This window comes from Noviherbaspirillum sp. ST9 (assembly GCF_048799745.1).
Classification (GTDB): Bacteria; Pseudomonadota; Gammaproteobacteria; order Burkholderiales; family Burkholderiaceae_D; genus Noviherbaspirillum.
On the sequence record NZ_JBLWFR010000001.1, the window covers coordinates 688,414 to 715,262 of the forward strand.

General features: G+C 62.8%; 21 protein-coding genes. 13 read left to right on the forward strand and 8 right to left on the reverse strand.

Going from position 1 to position 26,849, the window contains the following annotated elements; all coding sequences use genetic code 11:
- The first annotated feature begins 4 nt into the window (after positions 1–4).
- Positions 5–532, forward strand: a complete 528-nt coding sequence (locus tag ACNOHI_RS03275) for a hypothetical protein (protein WP_420473196.1) — start codon at positions 5–7, stop codon at positions 530–532.
- 151 nt (positions 533–683) lie between these two features.
- Here the strand turns inward: ACNOHI_RS03275 and ACNOHI_RS03280 are convergent, their stop codons facing one another.
- Together ACNOHI_RS03280 and ACNOHI_RS03285 are read right to left on the reverse strand one after the other, a co-directional pair.
- The gene (locus tag ACNOHI_RS03280; protein WP_420473197.1) at positions 684–1,073 is read right to left on the reverse strand and encodes a hypothetical protein; all 390 of its coding nucleotides are present in this window, start codon (positions 1,071–1,073) and stop codon (positions 684–686) included.
- A 62-nt stretch (positions 1,074–1,135) separates the two neighbouring features.
- Complete coding sequence (locus ACNOHI_RS03285; RefSeq protein WP_420473198.1) at positions 1,136–2,191, reverse strand: zinc-binding metallopeptidase family protein; 1,056 nt, start codon at positions 2,189–2,191, stop codon at positions 1,136–1,138.
- 189 nt (positions 2,192–2,380) lie between these two features.
- Between ACNOHI_RS03285 and ACNOHI_RS03290 the strand changes: the two genes are divergently transcribed.
- The 5 genes from ACNOHI_RS03290 to ACNOHI_RS03310 all read left to right on the forward strand — a co-directional run bounded on the left by ACNOHI_RS03290 (position 2,381) and on the right by ACNOHI_RS03310 (position 9,093).
- Positions 2,381–4,162, forward strand: coding sequence for an N-acetylglutaminylglutamine amidotransferase (locus ACNOHI_RS03290; RefSeq protein WP_420473199.1), 1,782 nt, complete (start codon positions 2,381–2,383; stop codon positions 4,160–4,162).
- Between the two features lie 56 nt (positions 4,163–4,218).
- The gene (ngg, locus tag ACNOHI_RS03295; RefSeq protein ID WP_420473200.1) at positions 4,219–5,970 is read left to right on the forward strand and encodes an N-acetylglutaminylglutamine synthetase; all 1,752 of its coding nucleotides are present in this window, start codon (positions 4,219–4,221) and stop codon (positions 5,968–5,970) included.
- Entirely contained in the window at positions 5,970–7,193 is a 1,224-nt protein-coding gene (locus tag ACNOHI_RS03300) for an osmoprotectant NAGGN system M42 family peptidase (RefSeq protein ID WP_420473201.1), read from the forward strand. Before ngg ends, ACNOHI_RS03300 begins: the two co-directional genes overlap by 1 nt.
- A 93-nt stretch (positions 7,194–7,286) precedes the next feature.
- Positions 7,287–7,811, forward strand: a complete 525-nt coding sequence (locus ACNOHI_RS03305) for a hypothetical protein (RefSeq protein ID WP_420473202.1) — start codon at positions 7,287–7,289, stop codon at positions 7,809–7,811.
- 91 nt (positions 7,812–7,902) lie between these two features.
- A complete protein-coding gene (locus tag ACNOHI_RS03310; protein WP_420473203.1) occupies positions 7,903–9,093 on the forward strand; it encodes an iron-containing alcohol dehydrogenase in 1,191 nt (396 codons plus the stop codon).
- Between the two features lie 4 nt (positions 9,094–9,097).
- Here ACNOHI_RS03310 and ACNOHI_RS03315 read toward each other — a convergent pair whose 3' ends face one another.
- On the reverse strand, positions 9,098–11,275 hold the full coding sequence (locus tag ACNOHI_RS03315; RefSeq protein WP_420473204.1) for a CHASE domain-containing protein: 2,178 nt from the start codon (positions 11,273–11,275) through the stop codon (positions 9,098–9,100).
- A 339-nt stretch (positions 11,276–11,614) separates the two neighbouring features.
- Between ACNOHI_RS03315 and ACNOHI_RS03320 the strand changes: the two genes are divergently transcribed.
- Entirely contained in the window at positions 11,615–12,268 is a 654-nt protein-coding gene (locus ACNOHI_RS03320; protein WP_420473205.1) for a glycine-rich domain-containing protein, read from the forward strand.
- Positions 12,269–12,325: 57 nt separating this feature from the next.
- On the opposite strand, the gene ACNOHI_RS03325 is transcribed toward ACNOHI_RS03320, so the two are convergent.
- A complete protein-coding gene (locus tag ACNOHI_RS03325) occupies positions 12,326–13,243 on the reverse strand; it encodes a LysR family transcriptional regulator (RefSeq protein ID WP_420473206.1) in 918 nt (305 codons plus the stop codon).
- Between the two features lie 115 nt (positions 13,244–13,358).
- Between ACNOHI_RS03325 and gcl the strand changes: the two genes are divergently transcribed.
- From gcl to ACNOHI_RS03345, 4 genes are all read left to right on the forward strand, one after another.
- Positions 13,359–15,134, forward strand: a complete 1,776-nt coding sequence (gcl, locus tag ACNOHI_RS03330) for a glyoxylate carboligase (RefSeq protein ID WP_420473207.1) — start codon at positions 13,359–13,361, stop codon at positions 15,132–15,134.
- Between the two features lie 10 nt (positions 15,135–15,144).
- Positions 15,145–15,924 carry a hydroxypyruvate isomerase gene (hyi, locus tag ACNOHI_RS03335; RefSeq protein WP_420473208.1) on the forward strand — a complete coding sequence of 260 codons (780 nt, stop codon included), beginning with the start codon at positions 15,145–15,147 and terminating at the stop codon, positions 15,922–15,924.
- A gap of 183 nt (positions 15,925–16,107) precedes the next feature.
- Entirely contained in the window at positions 16,108–17,007 is a 900-nt protein-coding gene (gene glxR, locus ACNOHI_RS03340) for a 2-hydroxy-3-oxopropionate reductase (protein WP_420473209.1), read from the forward strand.
- Between the two features lie 30 nt (positions 17,008–17,037).
- Entirely contained in the window at positions 17,038–18,303 is a 1,266-nt protein-coding gene (locus tag ACNOHI_RS03345; protein ID WP_420473210.1) for a glycerate kinase type-2 family protein, read from the forward strand.
- Positions 18,304–18,311: 8 nt separating this feature from the next.
- Here the strand turns inward: ACNOHI_RS03345 and ACNOHI_RS03350 are convergent, their stop codons facing one another.
- The 4 genes from ACNOHI_RS03350 to ACNOHI_RS03365 all read right to left on the reverse strand — a co-directional run bounded on the left by ACNOHI_RS03350 (position 18,312) and on the right by ACNOHI_RS03365 (position 23,545).
- Positions 18,312–19,667, reverse strand: a complete 1,356-nt coding sequence (locus tag ACNOHI_RS03350) for an 8-oxoguanine deaminase (protein WP_420473211.1) — start codon at positions 19,665–19,667, stop codon at positions 18,312–18,314.
- Positions 19,668–19,671: 4 nt separating this feature from the next.
- Positions 19,672–21,432: an allantoate amidohydrolase gene (locus tag ACNOHI_RS03355; protein ID WP_420473212.1), complete on the reverse strand. Its 1,761-nt coding sequence runs from the start codon at positions 21,430–21,432 to the stop codon at positions 19,672–19,674.
- Positions 21,429–22,385, reverse strand: coding sequence for an allantoinase PuuE (gene puuE, locus ACNOHI_RS03360; protein ID WP_420473213.1), 957 nt, complete (start codon positions 22,383–22,385; stop codon positions 21,429–21,431). The genes ACNOHI_RS03355 and puuE overlap by 4 nt, the downstream gene beginning before the upstream one ends.
- 221 nt (positions 22,386–22,606) lie before the next feature.
- Positions 22,607–23,545 carry a LysR substrate-binding domain-containing protein gene (locus ACNOHI_RS03365; protein WP_420473214.1) on the reverse strand — a complete coding sequence of 313 codons (939 nt, stop codon included), beginning with the start codon at positions 23,543–23,545 and terminating at the stop codon, positions 22,607–22,609.
- A 247-nt stretch (positions 23,546–23,792) separates the two neighbouring features.
- On the opposite strand from ACNOHI_RS03365, the gene ACNOHI_RS03370 reads away from it, so the two are divergent.
- Together ACNOHI_RS03370 and ACNOHI_RS03375 are read left to right on the forward strand one after the other, a co-directional pair.
- Positions 23,793–25,001, forward strand: a complete 1,209-nt coding sequence (locus tag ACNOHI_RS03370; protein WP_420473215.1) for a urate hydroxylase PuuD — start codon at positions 23,793–23,795, stop codon at positions 24,999–25,001.
- Positions 25,002–25,194: 193 nt separating this feature from the next.
- A complete protein-coding gene (locus ACNOHI_RS03375; RefSeq protein ID WP_420473216.1) occupies positions 25,195–26,823 on the forward strand; it encodes an HAL/PAL/TAL family ammonia-lyase in 1,629 nt (542 codons plus the stop codon).
- The last annotated feature ends 26 nt before the right edge of the window (positions 26,824–26,849 follow it).

A 26,849-nucleotide genomic window follows, 5' to 3' on the forward strand; every position in this document is an offset into this window, starting at 1 on the left:
AGACATGCTGGAAGCAGGAAAACAATATCCGGGCACCTTGCCCGTTGAAGATGCGGCCGTATTTGAGTTTTCCAAGGAGGGGCCGGAGCTGCGGCTGTTCTTTTCCGGAATTAGTGACGACGTGGCGCGTCATGTTTCGGAGTCAGAAGTCCGGCTTGGACTGCTGCGCTCTGGCGACATTGCCGTCGTTCCGTGGCAGATCGGCGACCGCATGAGCGGCGACGCGCAATTCCACGTTTTCCTGTACCCGCCGGAAACACGTCCGACCGCTGAGATCCTGACGCGTGATGGGCGATACCGGATGCAACTGGCGCTGGTCGATCGCGGTTCAGGCGAAGTGCGTGTGGTGCGTTATCTCAATCTTTCGCCGGCATTCAGCAAGGAATTGACCGAAGCGATTGCCTATCAGCTGGGTAACCATATCGGTCGGGAAGAATACGATGCGCAGGTGAGCCAGTACCAGACGCGGTATGCGGATGTGCGGGACGCGATTGCTGCGGCGCCGGTGTTTGAGAAGGCGGAGCCGGTGTAGGGTTATCCAGGTGCAATGCGCTCGCTGGCGGGCGCATTTGCATGATGTTTTACATTCCTTTCCCCCGGTCATTCCCGCCTGCGCGGGAATGACCGGGGGGAAATGTGGCGATAAACGGAGCGTGGTTGCCCGCCTTCAAGCGCAAGTGACACTACGACCACTGCACAAAATTGGGCAGCCCGGTGTCGTCCCGTTCAAAAGAGCGCCGCAACTTTCCCCTCTCATCTCCTTCTTCGTGCTTTTCCACAACCTCCTTGACAGGCGAGGGAACGGGCGGCGGTGTGGTATCCAGGCGGTACTCGGTACGCCGGTCACCCATCATCTTGCGCAGGTCGCGCATGTTTATCCCGGTCGCTTCATTGATGCGAATCAACAGCGACGGATCGAGCGGATGCTGCCGCTCCCGCACGCGTTTGATCAAATAGGGTTCAACGTGCAGCACATGCGACAGCGCCTCGTCGTTTTCCAGGTCAAGCATCTGTTGCAGCGTATCGAACAGTCGGTTCGGGTCAAACAGGTCCGCTGTGTGATGTTCCATCATCGTGTTTCGGCAATCTCGGTCAATCGGTGTAACAAGTGACAACAGCCGGTCCGATAAATTCCTTATTTCCGGAAACGGACCATCTCGTGGACGAAGCGCAGCTTGTCGATGACCGGTGTCGACAGCGTGAAGGGATAGGGATCGGGCATGCCGACGCTGCGGTTCAGGCTGTTGAGCACATAGGACAGTGAAAACCACGCAGTGAGGATGTCGTCGAAATCGTCGCTGCGTGCCGGCTGCGTATCGAGCTCCAGTTCCGGTTCGCCAGGGAGCTTCGGCTTGAGCGTGACGCCGCATGCGTGTGCCGTGTCCAGCGTGTCCACCATGTGCAGGTAATGCGCCCAGGTCTCCGCCCAGTCCTCCAGCGGATGCATGCTGGCGTAGGCGCTGACGAAGCGGTGGTTCCAGTCGGGCGGCGGGCCATTGTCGTAGTGCGTCTTGAGGCATGCGCCATAGTCCTGGCGCTCATCGCCGAACAGCGCGCGGAACCGGCCGAGACGCTCGTCCTCGGCAAGCAGGCGGTCGAAATAGAAATGACCGCTCTCATGCCGGAAATGCCCGAGCAGGGTGCGGTACGGCTCGCCCATTTCCTCGCGAGTCTTTTCACGGAACGATGGATCGGCTTCGGCAATGTTGATGGTGATGACGCCATTCGCATGGCCGGTCGTCACGTGCTCTTCGAGCGTGTCTTCCTTGAATTCGAAGGCGAGGCCGGCATCGGGATCGTCCAGCTTGTGTTCGGGCTGAAGCTGCAGCGCCCACAAGGTATACAACAGGCGGCGCTTGGCGGCTTCCAGGCGCTTCCAGTACAGGCGGTTCTTGTCCGAGTTAAGCGTCGGGATGATGCGCGTGAGCTGGCAGGAAGCGCACAGTTCGCTCGGCGTGCCGGATTCAAGCATCCAGTTGCACACGTCTTCGCGTGCATAGTTCACGCACTTCTTGTACGTGCGTCCGGCGAGGTGCGGATTCGGGCTGCGCAGCAAGCCTTCGCCATCCTCCTCGAAGGCATAGATCGCCATTTTCTCCGGCACGTAACCAAGAACGCTGCCGCAGTTTTCGCAACGCACGTTTTCAAAGAAGACGAGCTGGCCGCATTTGTCGCAGTGAAAAGTTCTCATCCGGAAGTTGCCAAGCGTTGATGACGACCAAAACGGTGTTGATTGACTCCCTTGCAAAACGTTCCGCCTCTTGACACAACTTGCTCCGAAAGCAAGTTGTCAGGAACAAAACCTTTGCAATGGCCTCTACAGGGAACGGCATCGTTCGCATGCCTTCTTTTGTCTATTTTTTTCCGGAGTGCATTTTTCATGTGTGGAATTGCCGGGGAATTGCGTTTCGACCAGCAATTCGCAGATATCCGGGCCGTCGCCGACATGACGGAGAGCATGTCGCGCCGCGGGCCCGACGGGGAAGGGGTATTCAGCCTGGGCAGCCGCTGCTTCGGGCACCGCCGCCTTTCCATCATGGACCTCAGCAGCCGCGCGCACCAGCCCTTCGTGGACAACCTGCTCGGCATGGGAATCGTCTTCAACGGCGCTATCTACAACCATCACGAGCTTCGCGCCGAGCTGCGCGCAAAGGGCTACGAGTTCGCATCGACTGGCGACACCGAGGTCATCATCAAGGCGTGGCATGCCTGGGGGCCGAAGGCGCTCGAGCGGTTCTACGGCATGTTCGCCTTCGCGCTGTGGGAGCGCGACACGGGTGTCACCTGGTTCGCGCGTGACCGCCTGGGCATCAAGCCCCTCTATTACACGCAGGACAAGGACAGGATGCGCTTTGCATCCGCGCTGCCTGCCCTGCTCAAAGGCGGCGGTGTCGACACCTCGCTCGACCTGGAAGCGCTGCATTACTACATGACATTCCACGCCGTCGTGCCGGCGCCGCATACCATCGTCAAGGGCGTGCGCAAGCTGCCGCCGGGAAGCTGGATGAAAGTGACGCCGGACGGCGATTGCAGCGTCAAGCAATGGTGGCGCCTCGATTTCAAGCGCAGCGATGATGACGAGAAGCGCAGCTTCGAGGACTGGAAGCACGAAGTGCTTGCCAGCCTGCGCACCTCGGTGAAGCGCCGTCTCGTGTCCGACGTGCCGGTCGGTGTCCTGCTGTCCGGCGGACTGGACTCGAGCCTGATTACCGGCTTGCTGGCCGAAGCCGGCACCGTCGGGTTGCGGACCTACTCGATCGGTTTCGAATCCGTCGGCAGCGAGGAGGGCAACGAGTACCGCTACTCCGACCTTATCGCCAGCCATTACGGCACGGTGCATGAAAAGCTGCACATCCCCGCCGACAACCTGCTGGCGAGCCTGCCGGAAACGATCGCGGCCATGGCCGAGCCGATGGTAAGCCATGACTGCGTCGCGTTCTACCTCCTGTCGCAGGCAGTGTCGCGGCATACCAAGGTGGTGCAGAGCGGCCAGGGGGCGGATGAGGTATTTGCCGGCTATCACTGGTATCCGCCGCTCACCGATGCTGCGGACGCGGAAACCGGCATCGACATCTACAAGCGGGTCTTTTTCGATCGCAGCCACGAGGAATTGTGCGCGCTGCTCGATCCTTCGCTACGTATCGGCGACGCCAGCAGCGCCTTCGTCGCTGCCCACTTCGCACGTCCCGGCGCGGACAGCGCAATTGATCGCGCGCTGCGCCTGGATACGACGGTCATGCTGGTCGACGATCCGGTCAAGCGGGTGGACAACATGACGATGGCATTCGGCCTGGAGGCGCGGGTGCCTTTCCTCGACCACGAACTGGTCGAACTCGCCGCACGCATTCCCGCCCGGCACAAGGTCGCCGAAGGCGGCAAGCATGTGCTCAAGGAAGCGTCGCGCGCGGTCATCCCTGCCGAGGTCATCGACCGGCCGAAGGGCTACTTCCCGGTGCCGGCTCTGAAATATCTGCGCGGCGATTTCCTGCAATTCGTGCGCGATACGCTGGATGCACGCGCGGCCCGCGAACGCGGACTGTTCCGGCGCGATGTCGTCGATCGCATGCTCGAATCGCCCGACAGCCACCTGACGCCGCTGCGCGGTTCGAAGGTTTGGCAGATCGCATTGCTCGAAGCGTGGCTGCAGACCAACGGCATCTGACCGCGCGGCGCCGAGGCGCACGGCACGAATTCATTCATTTATCAGAGGTTAGCGACATGAGCGTCTCACCACATGACCCTTCCATCAATGGAAGCCACACGCATCACGCGCTGTTCCGGCATGCCGACGACGGCATCCCTTTGCCGGGAGAAGAGACGGCGTCCTGCAGGGCCAACGCCTTCATCGAGTGCGGCTGGGGCCGCCTGCTGTACGGACCGTCGTACGAATCGCCGCAGGTGCTGGCCAGGGCACTGCAGGAGGAGGAGCCGGGAAAGCGCGACATCGCCCTGCATGTCGAGTCGCCGCAGCTCGTCCTTGCCGAGGCGCCTTCTCACCTGTTCCTCGATCCCTCGCTGATCTTCCGCCGCCCGCTCGGTGAACCGGTCGAGGAGGAACAACCGTCCGGCATCGTCGTGCGTCCTCTGACGACGCGTGCCGACATCGCGGCAATCAATCGTCTTTACAGCATGCGCGGCATGGTGCCCGTCGACCAGCAGACGGTGTGGCGGCAGCGGAATTCCAGCGCGGTGCACTATGTAATCGCGGAAGACGACCGTACCGGCGAGATCGTCGGCACGGCCCTGGGGGTCGACCACGCAGAAGCCTTTGGCGATGCCGAGGGCGGATGCAGCCTGTGGTGCCTGGCCGTCGATCCGCAGACGGGACTGAGCGGCGCAGGCCGGGCATTGGTGAATTACCTGATTGCCCACTTCACCGCACGCGGAAGGACCTTCCTGGACCTGTCCGTGCTGCATGACAACGAGCCGGCCATCAGCCTCTACCGCAAGCTCGGCTTCGAGCAGGCGCCGGGATTCGTGGTCAAGAACAAGAATGCGATCAATGAAAAGCTGTTCGTGCAGAGCACCGACTTCGCCGGGCTCAATCCCTACGCGATGATCATCATCAACGAGGCGCGGCGGCGCGGCATCAGCGTAGAGGTGATCGATGCGGCGGCGGGCATCTTCAAGCTGCGCAATGCCGGGCATGAAATGCTGTGCCGCGAGTCGCTGACCGAACTCACCGGCGGCGTGGCGATGACCTGGTGCCAGGACAAGGTGCTGACCTCGCGCCGTCTTGCCTCCATCGGACTGCGCGTGCCGAAGCAGATTGTCGCCGGCGACGGTGCCGCGAACGCGGACTTCCTGCAGGAATGCGGAGCGGTCGTCGTCAAGCCCGCGCTCGGCGAACAGGGCAAGGGCATCAGCGTCGACGTGCGGACCGAGGAGCATCTTGCCGAGGCAGTCGAACGTGCCGCGAAGGAAGGCGGGCATGTCGTGATCGAGGAATTCTGCGCGGGCCAGGACCTGCGCATTGTCGTGATTGGCTACAAGGTGGTGGCGGCGGCGATCCGCAAGCCGGCCGAGATCGTCGGCGATGGCGCGTCGACCGTGGCGCAACTGATCGAACGGCAGAGTGCGCGAAGGGCAGCGGCGACCGGCGGCGAAAGCAAGATTCCCGTGGATGCCGAGACGGAGCGTTGCCTTGCCGGGCAGGGACTGGATGTCGACACGGTGCTGGAATCCGGCCGCGCAGTGAAGGTGCGCAAGACGGCCAACCTGCACACGGGCGGCACGATCCACGACGTGACCGCGGAGTTGCATCCGCTGCTGCGCGAGGTGGCGGAATCGGCAGCACGGGCGCTGCGCATTCCTGTCGTCGGCCTTGATTTCCTGGTGCCGTCGCCCGATTCGGACCAGTACGTGATCATCGAGGCCAACGAGCGGCCGGGGCTGGCCAATCATGACCCGCAACCGACGGCGCAGCGCTTCATCGACCTCCTGTTCCCGTTTACCGCGACGCAGACGTAATGGAAAAGCTGCGCATCGATGCCGACTACCTGAAGACGACGCTGCTCGAGCTGCTCGCCATTCCCAGCCCGACCGGCCTGACGGACGAGATCGTGCACTACACCGGAAGCCGCCTGGATGCGATGGGCGTGCCCTATGAGCTGACGCGCCGCGGCACCATCCGCGCCGTGCTGCCACGGACCATGCCCGAGCGCCGCAAGACGAATCCGGCGTGCGCCATCGTGTCACACCTCGACACGCTGGGGGCGATGGTGCGGGAGATCCAGCCGCACGGCAGGCTGTCGCTGATGCCTGTCGGCACCTGGTCAAGCCGGTGGGCGGAAGGCGGCCGCGTCACCCTGTTCACCGAGACAGGGCGTTTCCGCGGATCGGTGCTGCCGCTGCTCGCGTCCGGCCACGTGTACAACGAGGCCATCGATACCCAGCCGGTCAACTGGGACCAGCTGGAGCTGCGCATCGATGCGCCGATTGCGTCGGCGGCCGACGTACAGGCGCTCGGCATCCAGATCGGTGATTTCGTCGCCTTCGATGCCAATCCCGAGTGGCTGCCGAATGATTACATCGTGTCGCGGCATCTCGACGACAAGGCCGGCGTCGCCGCGGTGCTCGCCGCATTGAAGGCCGTAGTCGACTCCGGTGCGCGCGTGCCCATGGATTGCCACGCGGTCTTCACCCTGACCGAAGAAGTGGGCTCCGGCGCACGTGCGGTCATCCAGAGCGATGTCAGCGAAGTGATCGGCGTCGACATCGGGCCGGTAGCGGCCGGACAGGGCGCGCGCGAGCATGGCGTCACCATTCCGCTGATGGACTCCGCCGGCCCGCACGATTACCACCTTACGCGCCGCCTGCTGAAGCTGTGTGGCGACCACGGCATTCCCTGCAACCGCGATGTGTTCCGTTTCTATCATTCGGACGCCGGTTCCGCCGTCAGTGCCGGGCATGACGTGCGCACGGCACTGCTGTGCTTCGGCGCGGATGCGTCGCATGGTTACGAGCGTACGCATCTCTCGGTGCTGGTGAACCTTGCCGAGCTGCTGACCCTGTACATCCAGAGCGGCCCGACGCTGCCGGAGGACCGCCAGGAGCGCCTCGATTCGGTGGAGAATTTTTCGCATCAGCTCGATGCCGGACAGCTGCAGCAGGTGGAAGTGCCACGGCAGGACGTAAGCGACCTGGTGCGCCTGGGCGAATCGAAAAATGCGTCCGATATGTCACCCCCATGAAATTTTTGTTGGCCATGAACTAACTTCACGTTTCCTGACCTTATACGTTGGCGCGGGCGTTTGCCCGCGTCGTGTTTTTACCAAGGAGAAACGATGAGTCGAGAAAACGATGTGAGTGCAGTGCTGCAACAGTATGCAGCCGAAACCGGCGTGCATTCCGTGCAGAAGGTCGAGCAGGATTTTGTGGCCGTCGCACAGCGTGTTCCGGCGGAGCACGTGACCACCGGTCTGGTCGAAGCGATGCACTCGGAGCAGACGCCTCCTTTTGAAGACATGGTGGGCGATTCCTTCGAGCGCGGTTCCAGCGAACTGCGTGCGGCCATGCTGAAGCAGCTGATCGACGGCGCGAGTCCGGCCGCGGTCAAGCCGCTGATCGACGATGGCTTGCTGCCCCGCCTCGCCAACGGCAGCGGGCATCCCGCCGTGCCCGTGGATGCCACGCTGGTGGAGGGACTTGATGCGGGGGTGGTGCGCCGCCTCGCGCGTGAGGCGGCGATCGAAGATCCTTCGGTCATCGATCGCATGAGCGAGTTCTTCGCGGTCGATCCGCATGCAGGCAAGACACTGGGTGGCGTCGCCCTCAGTGTCGCGCTCGGCAAGATTGCCGAAGCGCGCTAAATCCTGCTTGTCCTGAAGACGCCCCGTGTCGAAGCGGCACGGGGCGTTTTCTTTTATAGTGCGGTCTACTTCCATGACAAGGGACGCCACGATGAGCATTGCCGCATTTTCCGTTGCACGCCTGCCCGAAATCCGGTTCGGCGCCGGGAGGATCAGGGAAACCGCGGAAGTGCTCGCGCAGTTCGGCCGCAAGGCGCTGATCGTGACGGGCGGGCGCTCCTTCGTGTCGACGCCACAATGGGCGGCATTGCAGGAGGCGCTGTCGGCGGCCGGCATGGAATGGGAAACGATGCAGGTCACGCAGGAACCGTCGCCGGAACTGGTCGATGCCGCGGTGGCGCGATTTCGTTCAGCGGGCATCGAGGTCGTTGCCGGAATCGGCGGCGGGAGCGTGCTCGATGCGGCCAAGGCGATTGCCGGTCTGCTCGTGCCCGGCAATTCGGTCATGGACCATCTGGAAGGCGTGGGACGCGGCGTTCCATATGCCGGACCGGCCTTGCCCTTCATCTCCGTGCCGACCACCGCCGGCACCGGCAGCGAGGCAACGAAAAATGCCGTGCTCAGTGTCCAGGGCAGCGACGGCTTCAAGAAATCCTTTCGGCACGACGCGCTGGTGGCGCGCGTGGCGATCGTCGATCCGGAACTGCTGGCGAGCTGCCCGAAGGACCTCATCGCGGCCAACGGCATGGATGCATTCACCCAGTTGCTGGAGTCGTATGTGTCGACCAATGCAAATCCCTTCACCGATGCGCTCGCGCTGGCAGGCCTGAAGGCATTTCGCGACGGCTTCTGGGAGGCCTGGGAGGAGGGGCATCCGCGCCAGCAGCACGGCTACGCCGGCGTAGCCTATGCGTCGCTGATGTCCGGCATCACGCTTGCGCAGGCCGGTCTCGGTTCGGTGCATGGGCTGGCGTCGCCGCTGGGTGCTTTCTTTCCGATTCCACATGGCGTCGTCTGTGGGACGCTCGTCGCCGAGGCGACGGCAGTCAATATCCACGCGCTGCGGGAACGCGTTCCTCAAGCGGTAGCGCTGAAAAAATATGCCGACGTCGGCCGCCTCCTTGGCGCGTCCGACGCTGCAGACGATGCAGCATGCGATGCGCTGGTTGAACGCCTCCATGCATGGACCGAGCGCTTGCGTCTTCCGCGTCTTCAGGCGTTCGGCGTGACGGCCGCGGATATCGACAGGATTGTGCAGGGCAGCCGCGGCGGCAGTATGCGCACCAATCCGCTGGTACTTGAAGATGCCGAACTCGCGGGCCTGCTGCGCGCGCAACTCTGACGACTTACCTGCTGTCCACCAGCTTGAAGTCGTACAGGTCCTGGCCGCCGTTCTGGAGCGGGATATAGATTGTCAGTGTCGTGCCCTTGCCGGGGGCGCTGGTAATGAGGAATTCACCATTGAGCGCATGGATGCGCTCTTCCACGCCCACCAGTCCGAACGAATTCGACGACTTGCGTGACTCGGGATAAATGCCGATCCCGTTGTCCATGATCTTCATGACGAGACGCTTGTCCTCCTGGTACAGCTCGATATCGACACGGGTTGCCTGCGCATGGCGGATCACATTGGTCAGCGATTCCTGCAGGATGCGGAACAGCGAGGTTGCACGCACATCGTCCACCGCGAATTCCTGCTCGGACATATGCAGGTCGCAGGCGATGCCGGAGCGCCGGCGGAATTCCGCCACCTGCCATTCGATCGCCGCGTTCAGGCCGAGGTCGAGCACCGCGGGGCGCAGGTTGTTGATGATGGTGCGAATGGTCTTCACCGTCGCATCGAGGTGATGCAGCGCGCCGCGCACCTTTTCATTCAGGCGCGGATGCGAGCGTCCCGTGCGGGCGTCGAGCATGGACACGTCGATGCGCAGCGCCAGCAGGGTCTGGCCGAGTTCGTCGTGGATCTCCCGGGCAATGCGCTTGCGCTCGTCTTCCTTCACGCGATCCTGGTGCGCCGTCAGCTCGCGCAGCAATTCCTGCGAGCGCTTCAAGGCTTCCATGGTCTGCTTGCGTTCGGTGACATCCATGATGGTGCCGCGCAGGAAGCGCTTGCTGTTGCTGGTGCCGAGGCGGCAGATCGTATGCACCCATCGCTCCGATCCGTCAAACTGGGTGATGCGGTGTTCCGTATCGAATTCAAGGCCGGTGGCGAGGCACTTGTTCAGGCCATCCTCGATGCGGGTGCGGTCGCTTTCATGGATGCGGTTGAAGAAATCGAGCTGCCGCGGCGTTTCGTTGAACCGGTCCATGCCGAAGATGCGATAGGTCTCCGCCGTCCACGACATGCTGCCGGTGAGCGGATCGAGCACCCAGCTTCCCACCCGCGCCATGTGCTGCGCCTCCGCCAGGCTGGCCTCGCTTGCACGCAGGTCCTTGGTCATGTCCCTGGCCAGCTCCACCGCACGGCGACGCGCTGTCGCGAGGGAGTAATACACGCCGTACAGCAACAGCGACGCCAGCAGGCCGATCGCCAGTACCACCCACGGCAGGTAGGCTTCGAAGCCGTCCATCAGCGCCGACTTGTGCGCGGAGAATTCCGCTGACCAGACACGCGGCCCGACACTCATCGAGACGCGCTTTACGAACAATTCGGAGGGCGGGGCATACGACCCGTCGGTCGTGGCGCCGTCGGGCCGCGCGCTGCTGTCGAACAGGAGGCTGTCCGGCGTGGCCGAGCCGTCGCCCCGGCCCACGTCATACAGGCGTACCCGCATCTGCTTGAGAATGGTCGGATTGACGGCGCCGACCATCAGCTTGTTGATATCGAAACCGGCGCCGACCGATCCGTAATAGGCCCTCCTGCGCTCTTCCACCGTACCGGTCGGCATGCCCCGTCGGTACAGCGGCATCCGCATTGCCAGCCCGACATGCTTGTGCGGACCGGTAATGTGGATCAGCCGTCCCGAAGAAGACAGGTGCCCACCGTCCCGCGACACCTCCAGCGAATTGCTGACGGCGGCATTGGAGGCAATGTCCCAGCCGAACGACACGCGGTTGGTCTCCAGCGGTTCGACGAACGTGAGGACGTGGTATTCGCGACGTTCGCCGGCGGGTCTGACCGTGAAATTCGGATAACCGCGGCTGTCGAGGCTGCGGTCGCTGCGCACCGACGCTTCAAATGCGGCCTTTTCTTCCGGCGTGACAAGCTGGGCGAAATTGAGGTTGGTAATGCCGGGGAATGTCTGCTGCAGGTCGAGCTCGGTGACGTAGTTGTGGAATTGCTCGCGGCTGATGCGATCGGCGGTGTAGAACAGGGCTGCGGAGCTGCGCAGCACGTCGACATAGGAACGCACGCGGTTCTGAATGGAGATCTGCGCATTGTCGACGTGGTAGTCGAATTCCGCCCTGCTCCGGTTCGTGATCGTTTGCTCGACGAGCAGGCAGAGCACGAGCGATCCCGCAACGCCCATCCACCAGGCGGTAGAGGCGAAAAGCGACCGGAGAAATCGGCGGGAAAGGAGCATTGTGGCTGTAACGGATCGAGTGGTTGGCGGTTCTTCAGCACCTTGTTCCAGGTGCGGTTGGAAAGTTGCAGTGTATATCGATTTCCAAATGGAAAATTTCGCGGTCGGTAGTCGTCGAGGAAGGCCCGTTATTCCGGTACGCGTATTGTTTCAGCGGCAGGACGGCTTTTCGTCTGGCCTCGCTGCAAATTTGATCTTCGTCAATTATGTTACAAAAATGCAAACAGAGTCACATGCTACATTGGCCTTCCGGAAAACTTCCGGACAGCAATAACGTCAGGATATCGCCTTTCCGGAACGGGTAAATCCAATTCAACAAGATCGAAAGGTGGGAGAACAATGGAACATCAGGCTCAAAAGACACCGGAACAGATGGTTGAAGCCGTTTTTTCGCTTGACCTTGGCCCGATCAAGTTCAAGCTGATGGACGCAAGCGAGGGCTATGGCTGGACGCGGGAGGAGGCCGACCGTCGCGAACTGGAATACAAGCGTTTCCTCGCCCTGGTGGCGAAGTATCCGGACGAGGCGATCGTGCCGGACAAGGAGGTCGACAAGTTCTGGCACGCGCATATCCTGGACACGATGAAATATGCGGAGGATTGCCAGCATGTGTTCGGCTACTTCCTCCACCACTTCCCGTACTTCGGCATGCGCGACGAGGAAGATGCCGTCAATCTCGCCAACGCCAACGAAAGGACGCGGTCGCTGTATCGCCAGGAATTCGGTCCGGCGGCTCAACAGGGCGCGGCTTACTGCGGGGTGGCCGCTGCCGCCTACTGCGGAGCGGCGGCTGAAACGGCGAGTGCAGCCTATTGCGGCGTGGCGTCCGAGAAGGCGTCGGCGGCGTACTGCGGTGTCGCAGCCGGCAAGGCGGCATATTGCGGCGTGGCAGCGGGCAAAGCGGCATCGGCCTACTGTGGTGCAGCCAAACCGGCCTATTGCGGTGTGGTGACCGCCAAGGGGCGTCCAGCGCTGGACAAGGCCGCCGCGTAAATACGCCATCCTGTTCCAGGCATCACGAAAGCCCGCGAGGATCCCGCGGGCTTTTTTTTACCAGTTCTGCGGGCGATTCCAGTACCCCGGCTGCGCATAAACCGATTTGAGCATGTCGATGAAGAAGCGGATCTTGGCGGGAAGGTGACGCTGCTGCGGATAGACCGCCATGATGTCGTAGTTGTCGAGCGCGTAGTCATCGAGCACCGTGATCAGCTGGCCGGCGGCGAGTTCGGGCTGGATTTCCCACGTCGAGCGCCACGCCAGGCCCAGTCCTTCGCACGCCCAGCGATGCAACAGTTCGCCGTCGTTGCAGTCGAGGTTGCCATTCACGCGGACCGTCACGGGCTTGCCGTGCTGCTGGAAGTACCAGCCGCGCTGCTGGCCGCCCTGCAGGTTGAAGGCGAGGCAGTTGTGGCGTTCGAGATCGGCCAGCGTCGTCGGCATGCCGTGCTTTGCAAAGTAGGCGGGCGAGCCGCAAACGACGCGCCGGTTGCTGGCGAGTTTGACCGCGACAAAGTTGGGGTCGATCGCGCCGCCAATGCGGATGCCGACGTCGTAGCCTTCGCGCACCAGGTCGACCACGCGGTCGGTGAGGTTGAAGGAAATGCGGACTTCCGGATTGGCGGCGAGGAAGGCGGGGGCGAGGGGAGCGACGTGCTTTCGGCCGTAAGCGGCGGGCGCGGAGACGATGAGGTGGCCGGTGGCCTTGTGCCGTCCTTCCGAGACGATCTTTTCGGCCGCGTCGAGCTCGTCGAGGAGTTTGCGGCAGTGCTCGAGGAAGACCGTGCCTTCTTCCGTCAGCGTCAGGTGGCGGGTGGTGCGGTGCATGAGCTTGACGCCCAGGCGCCGCTCCAGCGCATCGATGCGGCGGCCGAGCATGACGGGCGTGATGTTCTGTTCAAGGGCGGCCTTGGCCAGGCTGCCTTTCTCCACGACTTCGACGAAGGCTTCGATTTGCTTGAATTTGTCCATGGCTGATTATTCCATACCCAGAGTATCGAATAAAGCGATCATTTGTCTTCTTATCAAACTATTCGTCTGCCATTAGCATCCTTCCATCGGGATTCAACTGCTCTACGGAGGACCTATGGCAAGGATGACCGCGGCGGAAGCCGCAGTGCATGTGTTGGAGAAGGAAGGCATCGTCCAGGCGTTCGGCGTGCCGGGCGCGGCAATCAATCCGTTCTATGCCGCATTGAAAAAGCGCGGAAGCGTCAAACACATCCTCGCGCGCCATGTCGAGGGCGCTTCGCACATGGCGGAGGGTTATACCCGGGCGAAGGCGGGCAATATCGGCTTGTGCATCGGGACCTCCGGGCCCGCCGGTACCGACATGATCACGGGGTTGTATTCGGCGCAGGCTGATTCGATTCCCATCCTGTGCGTGACCGGACAGGCGCCGCGCGCCCGGCTCTACAAGGAAGACTTCCAGGCGGTCGATATCGAATCGATTGCGAAGCCGGTGACCAAGTGGGCGGTCACCGTGCGCGAGCCTGCATTGGTGCCGCGCGCGTTCCAGCAGGCTTTTCACCTCATGCGCTCCGGACGCCCGGGGCCGGTGCTGATCGATCTGCCGTTCGACGTACAGATGGCGGAGATCGAGTTCGATCCGGAAACGTATGAACCCTTGCCGGTGTACAAGCCGGCGGCCACGCGCGCACAGGTGGAGAAGGCGCTCGCCATGCTCAACGAGGCGGAACAGCCGCTGATCACGGCAGGTGGCGGCATCATCAATGCGGATGCGTCGGCATTGCTCGTGGAATTCGCGGAAATCGTCAACGTACCCGTTATCCCGACCCTGATGGGTTGGGGCGCCATTCCGGACGATCATTCGCTGATGGCGGGCATGGTCGGCTTGCAGACGAGCCACCGCTACGGCAATGCGACCATGCTCGAATCCGATTTCGTGCTCGGCATCGGCAACCGCTGGGCAAACCGTCATACCGGCTCGGTGGATGTCTTTACCAAGGGCCGCAAGTTCGTGCACGTGGATATCGAGCCGACGCAGATCGGCCGGGTGTTCGGGCCGGATCTGGGGATTGTGTCCGATGCCTGTGCCGCGCTGAAGCTGTTCGTCGCAGTGGCGAAGGAGTGGAAGGATGCCGGCAAGCTCAAGTGCCGCAAGGCCTGGGTCTCGCAATGCCAGGAGCGCAAGCGGACGATGCTGCGCCGGACGCATTTCGACGCGGCGCCGATCAAGCCGCAGCGCGTGTATGAGGAGATGAACCGCGTATTCGGCCGCGATACCTGCTACGTCACCACGATCGGCCTGTCGCAGATCGCCGCCGCGCAATTCCTCCACGTGTACAAGGCGCGCCACTGGATCAACTGCGGACAGGCAGGCCCGCTCGGCTGGACGGTGCCGGCTGCGCTCGGCGTGTGCGCCGCCGATCCGGATCGCCAGGTGGTCGCCATCTCCGGCGACTACGACTTCCAGTTCATGATCGAGGAGCTCGCCGTCGGCGCGCAGTTCAAGCTGCCTTACCTGCACGTGGTGGTGAACAACTCCTACCTCGGGCTGATCCGCCAGTCGCAGCGCGGTTTCGACATGGACTATTGCGTGCAGCTGGCGTTCGAGAACATCAATGCGCCGGAACTCGAAGGTTATGGCGTAGACCATGTTGCGGTCGCCGAAGGGCTGGGCTGCAAGGCGATCCGCGTGCGGCGCCCCGAGGACATCCAGGACGCCTTCGGCCAGGCACGCGCATGGATGCGTCAATACAAGGTGCCGGTCGTAGTCGAGATCATCCTCGAGCGCGTGACCAATATCGCGATGGGCACCGAGATCAACGCCATCAATGAATTCGAAGAACTGGCAACCTCGCCGGACCATGCGCCGACCGCGATTGCCCTGCTGGATTAAGGAGAGGGAAATGACCAAACTCGCAGCCAACCTGACGATGCTCTTCAACGAACATTCCTTCATGGACCGCTTCGAAGCGGCGGCCCGCGCGGGCTTCCGCGGCGTGGAATTCCTGTTCCCGTATGCCTTCCACGCGGACCAGATTGCCGACAAGCTCAACACCTACCAGCTCGACCTGGTGCTGCACAACCTGCCCGCCGGGAACTGGGAAGCGGGCGAACGTGGTATTGCCTGCCATCCGGATCGCGTCAGCGAGTTCCGCGAGGGCGTGGACGAGGCGATCCGCTATGCAAAGGTGCTCGGGGTGAAGCAGCTCAACTGCCTGATCGGCAAGGCGCCGCAAGAGGGGGATGCCGATACCGTCTATAGGACCACGGTGAACAACCTGAAATACGCGGCGGATATGCTGCAGGAACACAAGATCCGGCTGCTGATCGAGCCGATCAACGGCTTCGACATTCCGGGGTTTTACCTGACGCATACGCAGCAGGCGATCGACCTCATCAAGGCAACCGGTTCGGGCAACATCTACGTGCAGTACGACATCTATCACATGCAGCGCATGGAAGGCGAACTGGCCAATACGATCAAGGCCAACCTGGACATCATTAAGCACATCCAGCTCGCGGACAATCCGGGGCGCTTCGAGCCGGGGACGGGGGAGATCAATTACCGGTACCTCTTCAGGATGCTGGATGAGGCGGGGTACGACGGGTGGATCGGGTGCGAGTACAAGCCGCGCGCGGGGACGGTGGAAGGGTTGGGGTGGCGGGCAGAGCACGGGGTTTGAGTTGGCGGGCGACGACAGTTGAATGCCCGCTTACCTTTCCCCGTCGTTCCCGCGAAGGCGGGAACCCATAGTGAATCTGCTCGAGCTACCTGCCTATGGATTCCCGCCTTCGCGGGAATGACGGGGAGAGGATAGACGCGGTATCAAACGCAGAAAGCCGCCAGCTTAATGGCGAACATTTACATGGAGAACACAATGGCAAAAATCGGCTTCATCGGATTAGGCATCATGGGCGCACCCATGGCGGGGCACCTGCAGAAGGGTGGACACAAGCTCTACCTGCACGACCACAAGAACCCTCCCTTCGAACTGATCGAAGGTGGCGCGACCGTCTGCACCTCGGGCGAGGAAGTCGCCAGGCGCGCGGACATCGTCATCATCATGGTGCCGGACACGCCGCACGTGGAGTCGGTGCTGTTCGGCGAGCGCGGCGTCGCCAAGGGCCTGGACAAGGGCAAGGTCGTGGTGGACATGAGTTCTATCTCGCCGATCGCGACGAAGGACTTTGCGAAGCGTATCAATGCGCTCGGTTGCGAGTACCTGGACGCACCGGTGTCCGGCGGCGAAGTCGGCGCCAAGGCGGCGTCGCTCACGATCATGGTCGGCGGCTCCGAGAGCGCGTTCAACGACGTCAGGCCGCTGTTCGAGCTGATGGGCAAGAACGTCACGCTGGTGGGCGGCAACGGCGACGGCCAGACGACCAAGGTCGCCAACCAGATCATCGTCGCGCTCAACATCCAGGCGGTGGCCGAAGCGCTGCTGTTTGCATCCAAGGCCGGCGCGGATCCGGCACGCGTGCGCCAGGCGCTGATGGGCGGGTTCGCTTCGTCGCGCATCCTCGAGGTCCACGGCGAGCGCATGGTCAAGCGCACCTTCAATCCCGGCTTCCGCATCGAACTGCACCAGAAGGACCTGAACCTCGCGCTGCAGGGCGCGAAGGCGCTCGGAGTGTCCCTGCCGAATACCGCCACCGCGCAGGAACTGATGAATGCCTGTGCAGCCAACGGCATGAGCGGCCTCGACCACTCGGCCCTGTGCCGCGCGATCGAACTGCTGTCCAACCATGAAATCGCCAGCGCGTAGAATAGCCGGGACACCACAAGGACACGCGCCATGCATCCGATCAAAGCCCGAGAGTTGCTGCTCGAACTGTTTTCCCGCGCCACCTCCGCAGTAAGCGCCGACAAATGCCTGCCCGCCTTCCTCCCTGCGCCTCCCATGGGGCGTACCCTGGTGATCGGTGCGGGGAAGGGCGCTGCGGCGATGGCCAAGGCGGTGGAGGACCACTGGCAGGGCGATCTCGGCGGGCTCGTGGTTACGCGCTACGGGCACGGCGCAGACTGCCGCAGGATCGAAGTGGTCGAGGCGGCGCATCCGGTGCCCGACGAGGCCGGACGGCGCGCCGCCGGGCGCATCATGGACATGGTGAAGGGACTGACGGAAGACGACCTCGTGCTCTGCCTCATTTCCGGCGGCGGATCGGCGCTGCTCGCCTTGCCGGCGGATGGCATCACGCTGGAACAGAAACAGGCCGTCAACAAAGCCTTGCTCAAGAGCGGCGCCACGATTTCCGAGATGAATTGCGTGCGCAAGCATTTCTCCGCCATCAAAGGTGGGCGGCTTGCGCTCGCCTGCGCGCCGGCACGCATCGTGACGCTGCTGATTTCCGATGTGCCCGGTGATGATCCCGGCGTGATCGCCAGCGGCCCGACGCTGCCCGATCCGACCACCTGCAGCGATGCACTGGCAATCCTGCGCAAGTACGGCATCGACATTCCGGCGAACATGGAAAGGCACTTGTCTTCCAACGCCGGAGAAACGCCGAAGCCCGACGATGCGCGCTTTGCACGCAATTCACATCACATCATCGCGACCGCCCAGCAGGCGCTGGAGGCAGCCGCCGACGCGGCCCGGCAGGCGGGCGTGACCCCGTACATCCTGTCCGACGACATGGAAGGCGAAGCACGCGACGTCGGCATGGTGCATGCGGCGCTGGCCCGCCAGGTGGCATTGCGCGGCCAGCCTTTCCAGCGTCCCTGCGTGCTGATTTCCGGCGGTGAAACCACCGTCACGGTGCGCGGTAACGGGCGAGGCGGGCGCAACGCGGAATTCCTGCTCAGCTTTGCTGCGAGCCTGAAAGGGCTGCCGGGCGTGCATGCGATTGCCGGCGACACGGACGGGATCGATGGGTCGGAAGACAATGCGGGTGCCATCTATCAGCCTGATTCCATCACGCGCGCGGAAAAGCTCGGTCTCCGCGCGCGTGCGATGCTCGATAACAATGACGGATACGGATTTTTCAGCGCGCTGGGGGACCTGGTGGTGACGGGGCCGACCCGGACCAACGTCAATGATTTCCGGGCGATCCTGATCGTCTGACGGCGGCGTCAGCCGCCCATGATTCGCGATGCATGCAGTTGTTGCTGTTCGATGACGCGTGCCGTCTCGACGGTCGTGCAGTGGCCGTCGCGGACGATGACGCGGCCGTTGATGATGCTGCAGGCCACGCCGGAGGGCATGCAGAACACCAGCGCGGCAACCGGATCGTGCAGGGCGCCGGCGAATCCGATTTGCCGGATGTCGAACATGACGATGTCCGCCGACATGCCCGGCGCAAGTGCCCCAATGTCGTCGCGATTGAGCACCTTCGCCCCGCCCAGTGTCGCCAGCTCCAACGCCTGTCTGGCGGTCATTGCCGCAGGCCCGTGGCCGACGCGCTGCAGCAGCATCGCTTGCCGCGCTTCTCCCAGCATATGCCCCGAATCATTGGACGCGGAACCGTCGACGCCAAGGCCGACCGGCACGCCGGCATCGAGCATGCGCCGCACCGGCGCGATGCCGGACGCCAGCCGCATGTTGGAACAGGGGCAATGCGCGACGCCGGTCCGTGTGCGCGCGAAGAGCTGGATGCCGTGCTCGTCGAGCTGCACGCAGTGCGCATGCCAGACGTCGTGCCCGATCCAGTCGCAATCTTCCGCATACTGCGCAGGCGTCATGTTGAACTGTTCGCGGCTGTAGTCGATGTCGGTCTTGCTTTCCGCCAGATGGGTGTGCAGCGACACGCCGTAGTGGCGCGCCATCGACGCCGACTCGCGCATCAGGTCGCGAGAGACAGAGAATGGCGAGCAGGGAGCAACGACGACGCACAGCATCGCATGGCGGTCCGGGTCATGCCAGGTTTCGATCAGTCGCTGCGTATCCTTCAGGATTGCATCTTCGTCTTCGACCAGGATGTCCGGTGGCAGGCCACCTTTCGATTCACCCACGCTCATCGACCCGCGCGCGGCATGGAAGCGCATGCCGATCTGCTGCGCCGCTTCAATGCTGTCTTCCAAACGGCATCCGTTCGGATACAGGTAGAGATGATCGCTCGTGGTCGTGCAACCGGAGAGCACCAGTTCCGTCATCGCCGTCAGTGTGGCCGCGCGCAGCATGTCCGGCGTCAGGCGCGTCCAGATCGGGTAAAGATTCTGCAACCAGTTGAACAGCTCGCCGTCCTGTGCCGCAGGGACGGCACGCGTCAGGCTCTGGAACATGTGGTGGTGCGTGTTGACCAGCCCGGGCAGCACGACATGGTGCCGGGCATCGATGACTTCATCCGCATCCTGCGGCAAATCCGCGGTGCGGCCAACCTGTTCGATGACATTGCCGCGCACGAACACCGCGCCGTCGGCGATTTCGCGCCGCGCGTGGTCCATGGTGACGAGGACGTGCGCGTTGCGGATGAGCAGGGTCTTCGTCATGGCATCACTTTCCGGCTGGCGTGAAGTTCCGCAGGAAGTCGAGGAAGATTTGCGCCGATAGTTCGGCGTCGTCCGCTGTCATGGTTTCCAGCGGATTGTGGCTGATGCCGCCGTTGCCGCAGCGGGTGAACAGCATCGCGACATCGGTCACTGCCGCAATCGCCATTGCGTCGTGGCCGGCTCCGGAGGTCAGTTTGAAGGGAGCGATGCCAGCGCGCGCAGTCGATGCGACGAGCTGGTCCATCAGCCACGGCGCACAGGGAACGGCGGGGGCGCTGACCAGGAGATCGATTTTCGACTCGATATTGCGACGTGCGCAGATGCTCTCCAGCTCGCGCAGGATATCGGCAACGGCAGCGTCGCGCGTCGCGTCGTCGGCGGCACGGATGTCGAGCGAGAGCTTGCATGCGCCTGGAACGACGTTGACCGAACCATGCGGCACATTGAGCTGGCCGACCGTACCGACCAGCGAAGGCGCCTGGGCGCACCGCTTCTCGACATACAGGATGATCTCCGCTGCTGCCGCGGCGGCATCCTTGCGCATATGCATGGGCGTCGTGCCGGCATGGCTCGCGACGCCGGTCAGTTCCACCAGGTAGCGGCAGCTGCCGGCGATGGAGGTGACAACGCCGGCGGGCAGGCCCCGCTCGAGCAGTACCGGACCCTGTTCGATGTGCACTTCGACGAAGCCGAGCAGGTCTTCGCGCTTGCGGGCGATGTGCGGGATCTCGTCGGGATTGTGGCCGGCGTCGAGCAGCGCGGAGCGCATGGAAATGCCGTCCGCATCCAGCTTGTCCAGCAGCGTCATGTCGAAGCGGCCGGCAATCGCATTGCTGCCGAGGAAAGTGCTTTTGTAGCGCACGCCTTCCTCCTCCGAGAAACCGACGATCTCGAGATGGAAGGGCAAACGTTCGCCGCGCTCATGCAGGTGCCTGACCACCGCGATCGGCAGCAGGATGCCTTCGCGCCCGTCGTACTTGCCGCCGTTGCGGACGGTGTCGTAGTGGGAACCGGTCATCAATGTCCGTGCATCCGGCTTGTCGGACAGGTAACGGCCGACCACGTTGCCGACGGCGTCGATATGGACTTCCATGCCTGCCTCGCGCATCCAGTCCGCGAGCTGCACCGCCGTCTTGCGGTGTGCGACCGTCATGTAGGCGCAGGTCAGGCCTTCGTCGTCGTCGCTCCAGGCGCCGATGGCTTCGGCCCATTCCATGACGGTGTTGCCGATTGCAGGCACATGGCCGAACAGGTCGTTCAGGCGCAGTTCGGCGATGCGATGGATCTGGCGCAGGTCCTCCGCCATTTCATCTGCCCGGCAGTTTTTCAGCCGGCGGGTGAAGGTGGCGATGATCTGCTGCCGGTTGAAGCCTTTGCCGTCTGGTCCTTTCACCGCGAGGATGAACGGAAAGCCGAACTTCGCGTTGTAATCCGCATTCAGCTTTTGCAGCGTCGCGAATTCTTCCGGGCTGCAATTGTTGAGCCCTGCCTTGGCCTGCTCACCGGTCGATTCCTTCGTGAGCTCGCCGGCGATGGCTGCCTTGCCCGCGAGTTCGGGGTGGGCGCGGATCAGGCCGAGCTGTTCTTCCTCATGCGCACTGTCGACGACTGCCTGCAAGGCCTGCTTGAGCGCGGTGAGGTTGGTGAAGGGCCGTTGCGCCGCCGCGCGCTCGGGAATCCACGGGGAATGCTCGTAGATGCCGGACAGGATGCGGACGAATTCGGCAGGGGCGCAGTCGTTCAGTTGCTGCAGGGTCGTAGTCATGTGCTTTTCGTTTCGGTAAAGGGGTGCGTCGCGTGCCAGTGGTTCGCGATGTCGATACGACGCGTGATCCACACCTTCTCGTGCGACTGGATGTAGTCGAGGAAGCGAGCCAGCGCCGCAGCACGGCCGGGGCGGCCGACGAGGCGGCAGTGCAGGCCGATCGACATCATCTTCGGGCGGTCGAGGCCGTTCGGGTCGCCTTCCTTGTACAGCACGTCGAAGGCATCCTTCAGGTAGTCGAAGAACTGCGTGCCGGAGTTGAAGCCCTGCATCGCGGCGAAGCGCATGTCGTTGGCGTCCAGCGTGTAAGGAACGACGAGGTGCGGCTTGCTGCCGCCACCGGCGACGGGAACCTGTTCCCAGAAGGGCAGGTCGTCGCCGTAGTAGTCCGCGTCATAGGCGAAGCCGCCGTGTTCGACCACCAACCTGCGGGTGTTGGGAGAATCGCGTCCGGTGTACCAGCCGAGGGGCACCTCGCCGGTCATCTCCTTGATGATCTGCACCGCTTCCTGCAGATACGCGCGCTCGGTTGCCTCATCGATGTGCTGGTAGCTGATCCAGCGCAGCCCGTGGCAGGCGATCTCGTGGCCGAGTTCGCGGAAGGCGGCGACGGCTTCGGGATGGCGCTTCAGTGCCATGGAAACGCCGAAGATGGTCAGCGGCAGTCGGCGCTCCTCGAACAGGCGCAGCAGGCGCCAGAGTCCGGCGCGAGAGCCGTACTCGTAGATCGATTCCATGCTCATGTGGCGCATCTCAAAGGCTTGCGCGCCAATGATCTCGGAGAGGAAGGTCTCGGATGCCTTGTCGCCATGCAGGACGCAGTTTTCGCCGCCTTCCTCGTAGTTGAGGACGAACTGGACGGCGATGCGGGCGCCGCCGGGCCACTTTGCATGGGGCGGGTTCCGGCCGTAGCCGACGAGGTCGCGGGGGTAGTTTTTGTAGGTATCAGTCACGCTTCACCCTGTGTGAGGTCGGGGTTGATGATGCTCGATAGTAAATCGCCGGTGCGGCGGCAGTATATGGCGCGGCTGATAAGCGGCTTCAGCGCGGTGATATACGATTGCACCGATTATGGGCGTGGAAGTGGGAAAGCATCAAATGTGCCGTGGGGAATGACGGCGTGGGGGAAGGGTGGAAAACGGAGCAGGCGCCCGCATTCGAGCACTGCTTAAGATCATTTTGATAACAGTGCCTTCGCCGTCCCCGCAATCAGCTCCCGCAGCCACTTGTGCTCCGGCGCATGGTGCACCCGCTCGTGCCACAGCTGGTAGAACCGCATCGCAGGAAACTTCACCGGCACCGTGAAGATCTTCAGTGGCAAATTTTTCTCGTAGAAGCGCATGAACTGCCGCCCGGTCGTCAGCACCAGGTCGCTGCGCGTGAGCATGTAAGGAATGAGTCCGAAATAGGCGGATTCAACGACCACATTGCGGTTCAGGTTCTGCCTGGCGAGGAAGGACTCGATGACGCCCGAGTACCCCGGCATCATCTGCGACGGCGCCACGTGGGGCAGCGCGAGGTAGTCTTCCACCGTCATCTCGTCGGGCCCGGTGCGCAGCGCATACGCGCAGTCGGCGCGCATGATGCAGGCGATCTCGTCCTCGAACAGCTTGGACATGTGCAGGTGTTCCGGCGGCTCTTCCCAGTTGGCGATCACCACGTCCAGTTCGCCGTCGGACAGCAGCTTCAGGTAGTCGCTGTCGGCGCCCATATTGTGGATGACCACGCGGCTCTTCGGCGACTCGCGGCGCACGCTGGCGACGATGTTGGGCAGGAACTGGCTGTCGAGGTAGTCCGGGGCGGCGATGTGGAAGGTGCGTGCCTCCTGCTGCGGGGCAAAGGCGGTCTTCTGGGCGAACAGCTTCTCGGTCTCGTCGAGGATCTGCTTGGCCGGCTTGAGCAGGCTCTCGCCGTGCTGGGTCGGGACCATGCCGCGCGCGCCGCGCACCAGCAGCGGGTCGCCGGTCAGTTCGCGCAGCTTGCGCAGCGAGGCCGAGATCGACGGCTGGGGCTGGTTGAGCTTGAGCGCCACCCGCGAGACATTCTTCTCGGACAGCAACAGATAGAGGATCCGTATAAGATGGATATCCAGGTGATCCGGCAGGCCCGACATTGTCCCCTCTATATTGATCTAGGTATGTAAAATATACTGGACACCCGATGTTTCGGGGTAGAAAAAAGTCTATCTTGTTACGCAGTGCGTCACATTGCCCAATACGAATGCCGGGTATATCGGAATTCGCATTGGCAAGTTCAACACGGTCGCAGCGGAGCTCTAAAAGGTTCGCGACCACCTTGGGATTTTCCCCCTCGTCTGAAGCGCCCGCGGAGGCAGACGAGCTTCTGTCTATGAGGAATACATGGAAGCTTTGTTGCTCAATTACGGCGTGGAATGGCTCAACCTGCTGGTCCGCTGGCTCCACCTGATCACCGGCATCGCGTGGATCGGCGCCTCGTTTTACTTCGTCTGGCTCGACAATTCGATCCGGCCGCCCAAGGCAGGCTCCGACCTGGAGAAAGCCGGCGTTGCGGGCGAGCTGTGGGCCGTGCACGGCGGTGGCTTCTACAATCCGCAGAAATACCTCGTCGCGCCCAAGCAGCTTCCGGAAGAACTGCACTGGTTCAAATGGGAAGCCTACAGCACCTGGCTGTCGGGCTTCGCGCTGCTGTTCATCGTCTATTACTTCAACGCCTCGGCCATGATGGTCGACAAGTCGATCGCCGACATCACCGGCACCCAGGCCGTGCTGATCGGCCTCGGTACCCTGGTGGCGGGCTGGGTCGTGTACGACCTGCTGTGCAAGTCGCCGCTCGGGCAGCGTGACGGGCTGCTCGGCATCGTGATGTATGCGCTCATCGTCGCCGCTGCGTACATGCTGTCGAAATTCCTCGGCGGCCGTGCCGCCTACATCCATGTCGGCGCGATGATCGGCACGATTATGGTCGGCAACGTGCTCATGCAGATCATTCCCGGCCAGCGCAAGCTGGTCGATGCGATGAAGGTGGGCAAGTCGCCCGACCCCATCTACGGCAAGCGCGCCAAGCAGCGTTCGGTGCACAACAACTACTTCACGCTGCCGGTGCTGTTCATCATGATCAGCAATCACTACGCGATGACGTACAGCCATGCATACAACTGGCTGGTCCTGGCCGGCATCATGGCTGCGGGCGTGCTGATCCGCCACTTCTTCAACCTGAAGCACAAGGGGCAGGTTGCGTGGGGATATCCGGCGGCAGGCGTGGCTTTGCTGGCCGTAGTCGCCTTCTCGATTGCACCGAAACCGGCTGCAAAGCCTGCTGCCGGCATGGCTGCCGTCGATATGGCGAAGATCATGCCGGTGATCCAGCAGCGCTGCGCGGTCTGTCATTCGGACAGGCCGACCCATAATGGCTTTGCCACCGCACCGGCCGGCGTCATGCTGCATACCCCGGAACTGCTGCGCCAGAATGCGGCGCGCGTGTATCAGCAGACGGTGCAGCTGAAGGCTATGCCGATCGGGAACCTGACCAACATGACGGATGACGAGCGCGCGCTGGTTGCGCAGTGGTATGAGGCGGGGGCGAAGTAAATACACGCGTGCGTGTGGCGACGGTTGAATTCACGCTGTTTCGCCCCCGTCATTCCCGCCTTCGCGGGAATGACGGGAAAAGTGGTGTGGAAGATCAACCGCACCGGCCCGCATACGGATGCACCTTGCAATTGACAATACATATTCAAACCCGCCCTTACCGGCGAGTGTCAAAAATCGAAAGAGACGCAACATGACAACCACCATCCACATCGACGGCTTCACCCTCACGGCCGAACAAGTCATCGCCATCGCCCGCGATCCGCAGGTCAAGGTCGGCCTCGCCCAATCCTCGCGCGATGCCCTCAAGCAGAGCCGCGACTACATCGAGTCCACCTGGATGCACGACGAAGCGCCGATGATGTACAGCTTCAACACCGGCGTCGGCCTGCTCAAGGACACGCGCATCAAGGTCGAGCACGTCGAGCTGTTCCAGACACAGATGATCCGCGCCCACGCTGCCGGGATGGGCGAGCCGTTCTCAGAGGAAGTGAGCCGCGCCACCATGCTGCTGCGCGCGAATGCCTTCGCCAGCAACTACTCCGCGCCGCGCGTGGAAGTGGTCGACCGGCTGCTCGCCTTCATCAATGCCGGCATCCATCCGGTCATGCCGCAGAAGGGATCGGTCGGCGCATCGGGCGACCTGGCGCCGCTGTCTTATCTCGCCGCCGCCATCGCCGGCTTCGACGAGGCGGAAGTGATGTACCAGGGCAAGCGCATGAGCGCGCCGGAGGCGATCCTGAAATCCGGCGTCGGCCCGGTGAAGTTCGACCTCAAGGCGAAGGATGCATCCGCGCTCATCAATGGCTGCACGGTGTCCCTCGCGGTGGCGGTTCTCGCCACGCATGATGCGCGCAACCTGCTCTCCGACGCCTGCCTGTCGCTCGGGCTGACGTTGGAAGCGATGCGCGCCGAAATGTCCGCCTTCGACGACCGCATCCACCAGGCGCGCCCGCATGCCGGACAGATCAAGACGGCGGCCATCGTGCGCAACCTGCTGAAGGGATCGACGCGCACGACGCACGAGGCGCGTGCCGTCCAGTTTCCTGAAGAACTGCGCCGCACCGACATCCCGTACACGCCTCGCATCCAGGATGTGTATTCGCTGCGTTGCGCGCCGCAGGTGTACGGTCCGGTATTCGATGCGCTGGACTACATCGACACCATCGTCACCCGCGAAATCAACTCCGCCACCGACAATCCGCTGATCTTCGGCAAGGATGGCGGCGGCTTCGAAATCATCTCGGGCGGCAATTTCCACGGACAGTACCTCGCGCAGGCCATGGACCTGCTGACGATGGCCGTGACCGACCTCGGCAGCATCTGCGAACGCCGCATCAACCGCCTGATCGATCCGACGCTGTCCTGGGGCTTGCCGCGCAACCTGATGACCGGAATTCGCGGCGTGAACACCGGCTACCCGGTCGTGCAATGCTCGATGAGTTCGCTGGTGATGGAAAACCGCACCCTGTGCATGCCGGGAAGCGTCGACAGCATCCCCGCCAAGGGCAACAGCGAAGACCACGTCTCGAACTCGACCTGGTGCGCGCGCAAGGCGGCGACCGTCGTCGCCAATACGCAGTACATCGTCGGCGTGGAGATGCTGCTCGCGGCGCAGGCGCTGACCATGACCGAGTCGCTTCTTCCGGGCTTCGTGCTCGGGCAGGGCACGCAGGCGGCGTACGACGAAGTGCGCCGGCAGATTCCTGCCTGTCTCGAGGGTGACCGCTGGTTCCACAACGATATCCAGGTGGCGCAGTCCTTCGTTACCAGCGGGTCGGTGCGGTCGGCGGTGGAGAAGAAAATCGGCCAGTTCACCTGAGCACGTTTTTTGAGGAGTGTGATTGG

Coding starts and splice junctions, on each gene's coding strand:
- ACNOHI_RS03275 (WP_420473196.1), top strand. CDS start 5: ATGCTGGAAGCAGGAAAACAATATCCGGGCACCTTGCCCGTTGAAGAT.
- ACNOHI_RS03280 (WP_420473197.1), bottom strand. CDS start 1,073: ATGATGGAACATCACACAGCGGACCTGTTTGACCCGAACCGACTGTTC.
- ACNOHI_RS03285 (WP_420473198.1), bottom strand. CDS start 2,191: ATGAGAACTTTTCACTGCGACAAATGCGGCCAGCTCGTCTTCTTTGAA.
- ACNOHI_RS03290 (WP_420473199.1), top strand. CDS start 2,381: ATGTGTGGAATTGCCGGGGAATTGCGTTTCGACCAGCAATTCGCAGAT.
- ngg (WP_420473200.1), top strand. CDS start 4,219: ATGAGCGTCTCACCACATGACCCTTCCATCAATGGAAGCCACACGCAT.
- ACNOHI_RS03300 (WP_420473201.1), top strand. CDS start 5,970: ATGGAAAAGCTGCGCATCGATGCCGACTACCTGAAGACGACGCTGCTC.
- ACNOHI_RS03305 (WP_420473202.1), top strand. CDS start 7,287: ATGAGTCGAGAAAACGATGTGAGTGCAGTGCTGCAACAGTATGCAGCC.
- ACNOHI_RS03310 (WP_420473203.1), top strand. CDS start 7,903: ATGAGCATTGCCGCATTTTCCGTTGCACGCCTGCCCGAAATCCGGTTC.
- ACNOHI_RS03315 (WP_420473204.1), bottom strand. CDS start 11,275: ATGCTCCTTTCCCGCCGATTTCTCCGGTCGCTTTTCGCCTCTACCGCC.
- ACNOHI_RS03320 (WP_420473205.1), top strand. CDS start 11,615: ATGGAACATCAGGCTCAAAAGACACCGGAACAGATGGTTGAAGCCGTT.
- ACNOHI_RS03325 (WP_420473206.1), bottom strand. CDS start 13,243: ATGGACAAATTCAAGCAAATCGAAGCCTTCGTCGAAGTCGTGGAGAAA.
- gcl (WP_420473207.1), top strand. CDS start 13,359: ATGGCAAGGATGACCGCGGCGGAAGCCGCAGTGCATGTGTTGGAGAAG.
- hyi (WP_420473208.1), top strand. CDS start 15,145: ATGACCAAACTCGCAGCCAACCTGACGATGCTCTTCAACGAACATTCC.
- glxR (WP_420473209.1), top strand. CDS start 16,108: ATGGAGAACACAATGGCAAAAATCGGCTTCATCGGATTAGGCATCATG.
- ACNOHI_RS03345 (WP_420473210.1), top strand. CDS start 17,038: ATGCATCCGATCAAAGCCCGAGAGTTGCTGCTCGAACTGTTTTCCCGC.
- ACNOHI_RS03350 (WP_420473211.1), bottom strand. CDS start 19,667: ATGACGAAGACCCTGCTCATCCGCAACGCGCACGTCCTCGTCACCATG.
- ACNOHI_RS03355 (WP_420473212.1), bottom strand. CDS start 21,432: ATGACTACGACCCTGCAGCAACTGAACGACTGCGCCCCTGCCGAATTC.
- ACNOHI_RS03365 (WP_420473214.1), bottom strand. CDS start 23,545: ATGTCGGGCCTGCCGGATCACCTGGATATCCATCTTATACGGATCCTC.
- ACNOHI_RS03370 (WP_420473215.1), top strand. CDS start 23,793: ATGGAAGCTTTGTTGCTCAATTACGGCGTGGAATGGCTCAACCTGCTG.
- ACNOHI_RS03375 (WP_420473216.1), top strand. CDS start 25,195: ATGACAACCACCATCCACATCGACGGCTTCACCCTCACGGCCGAACAA.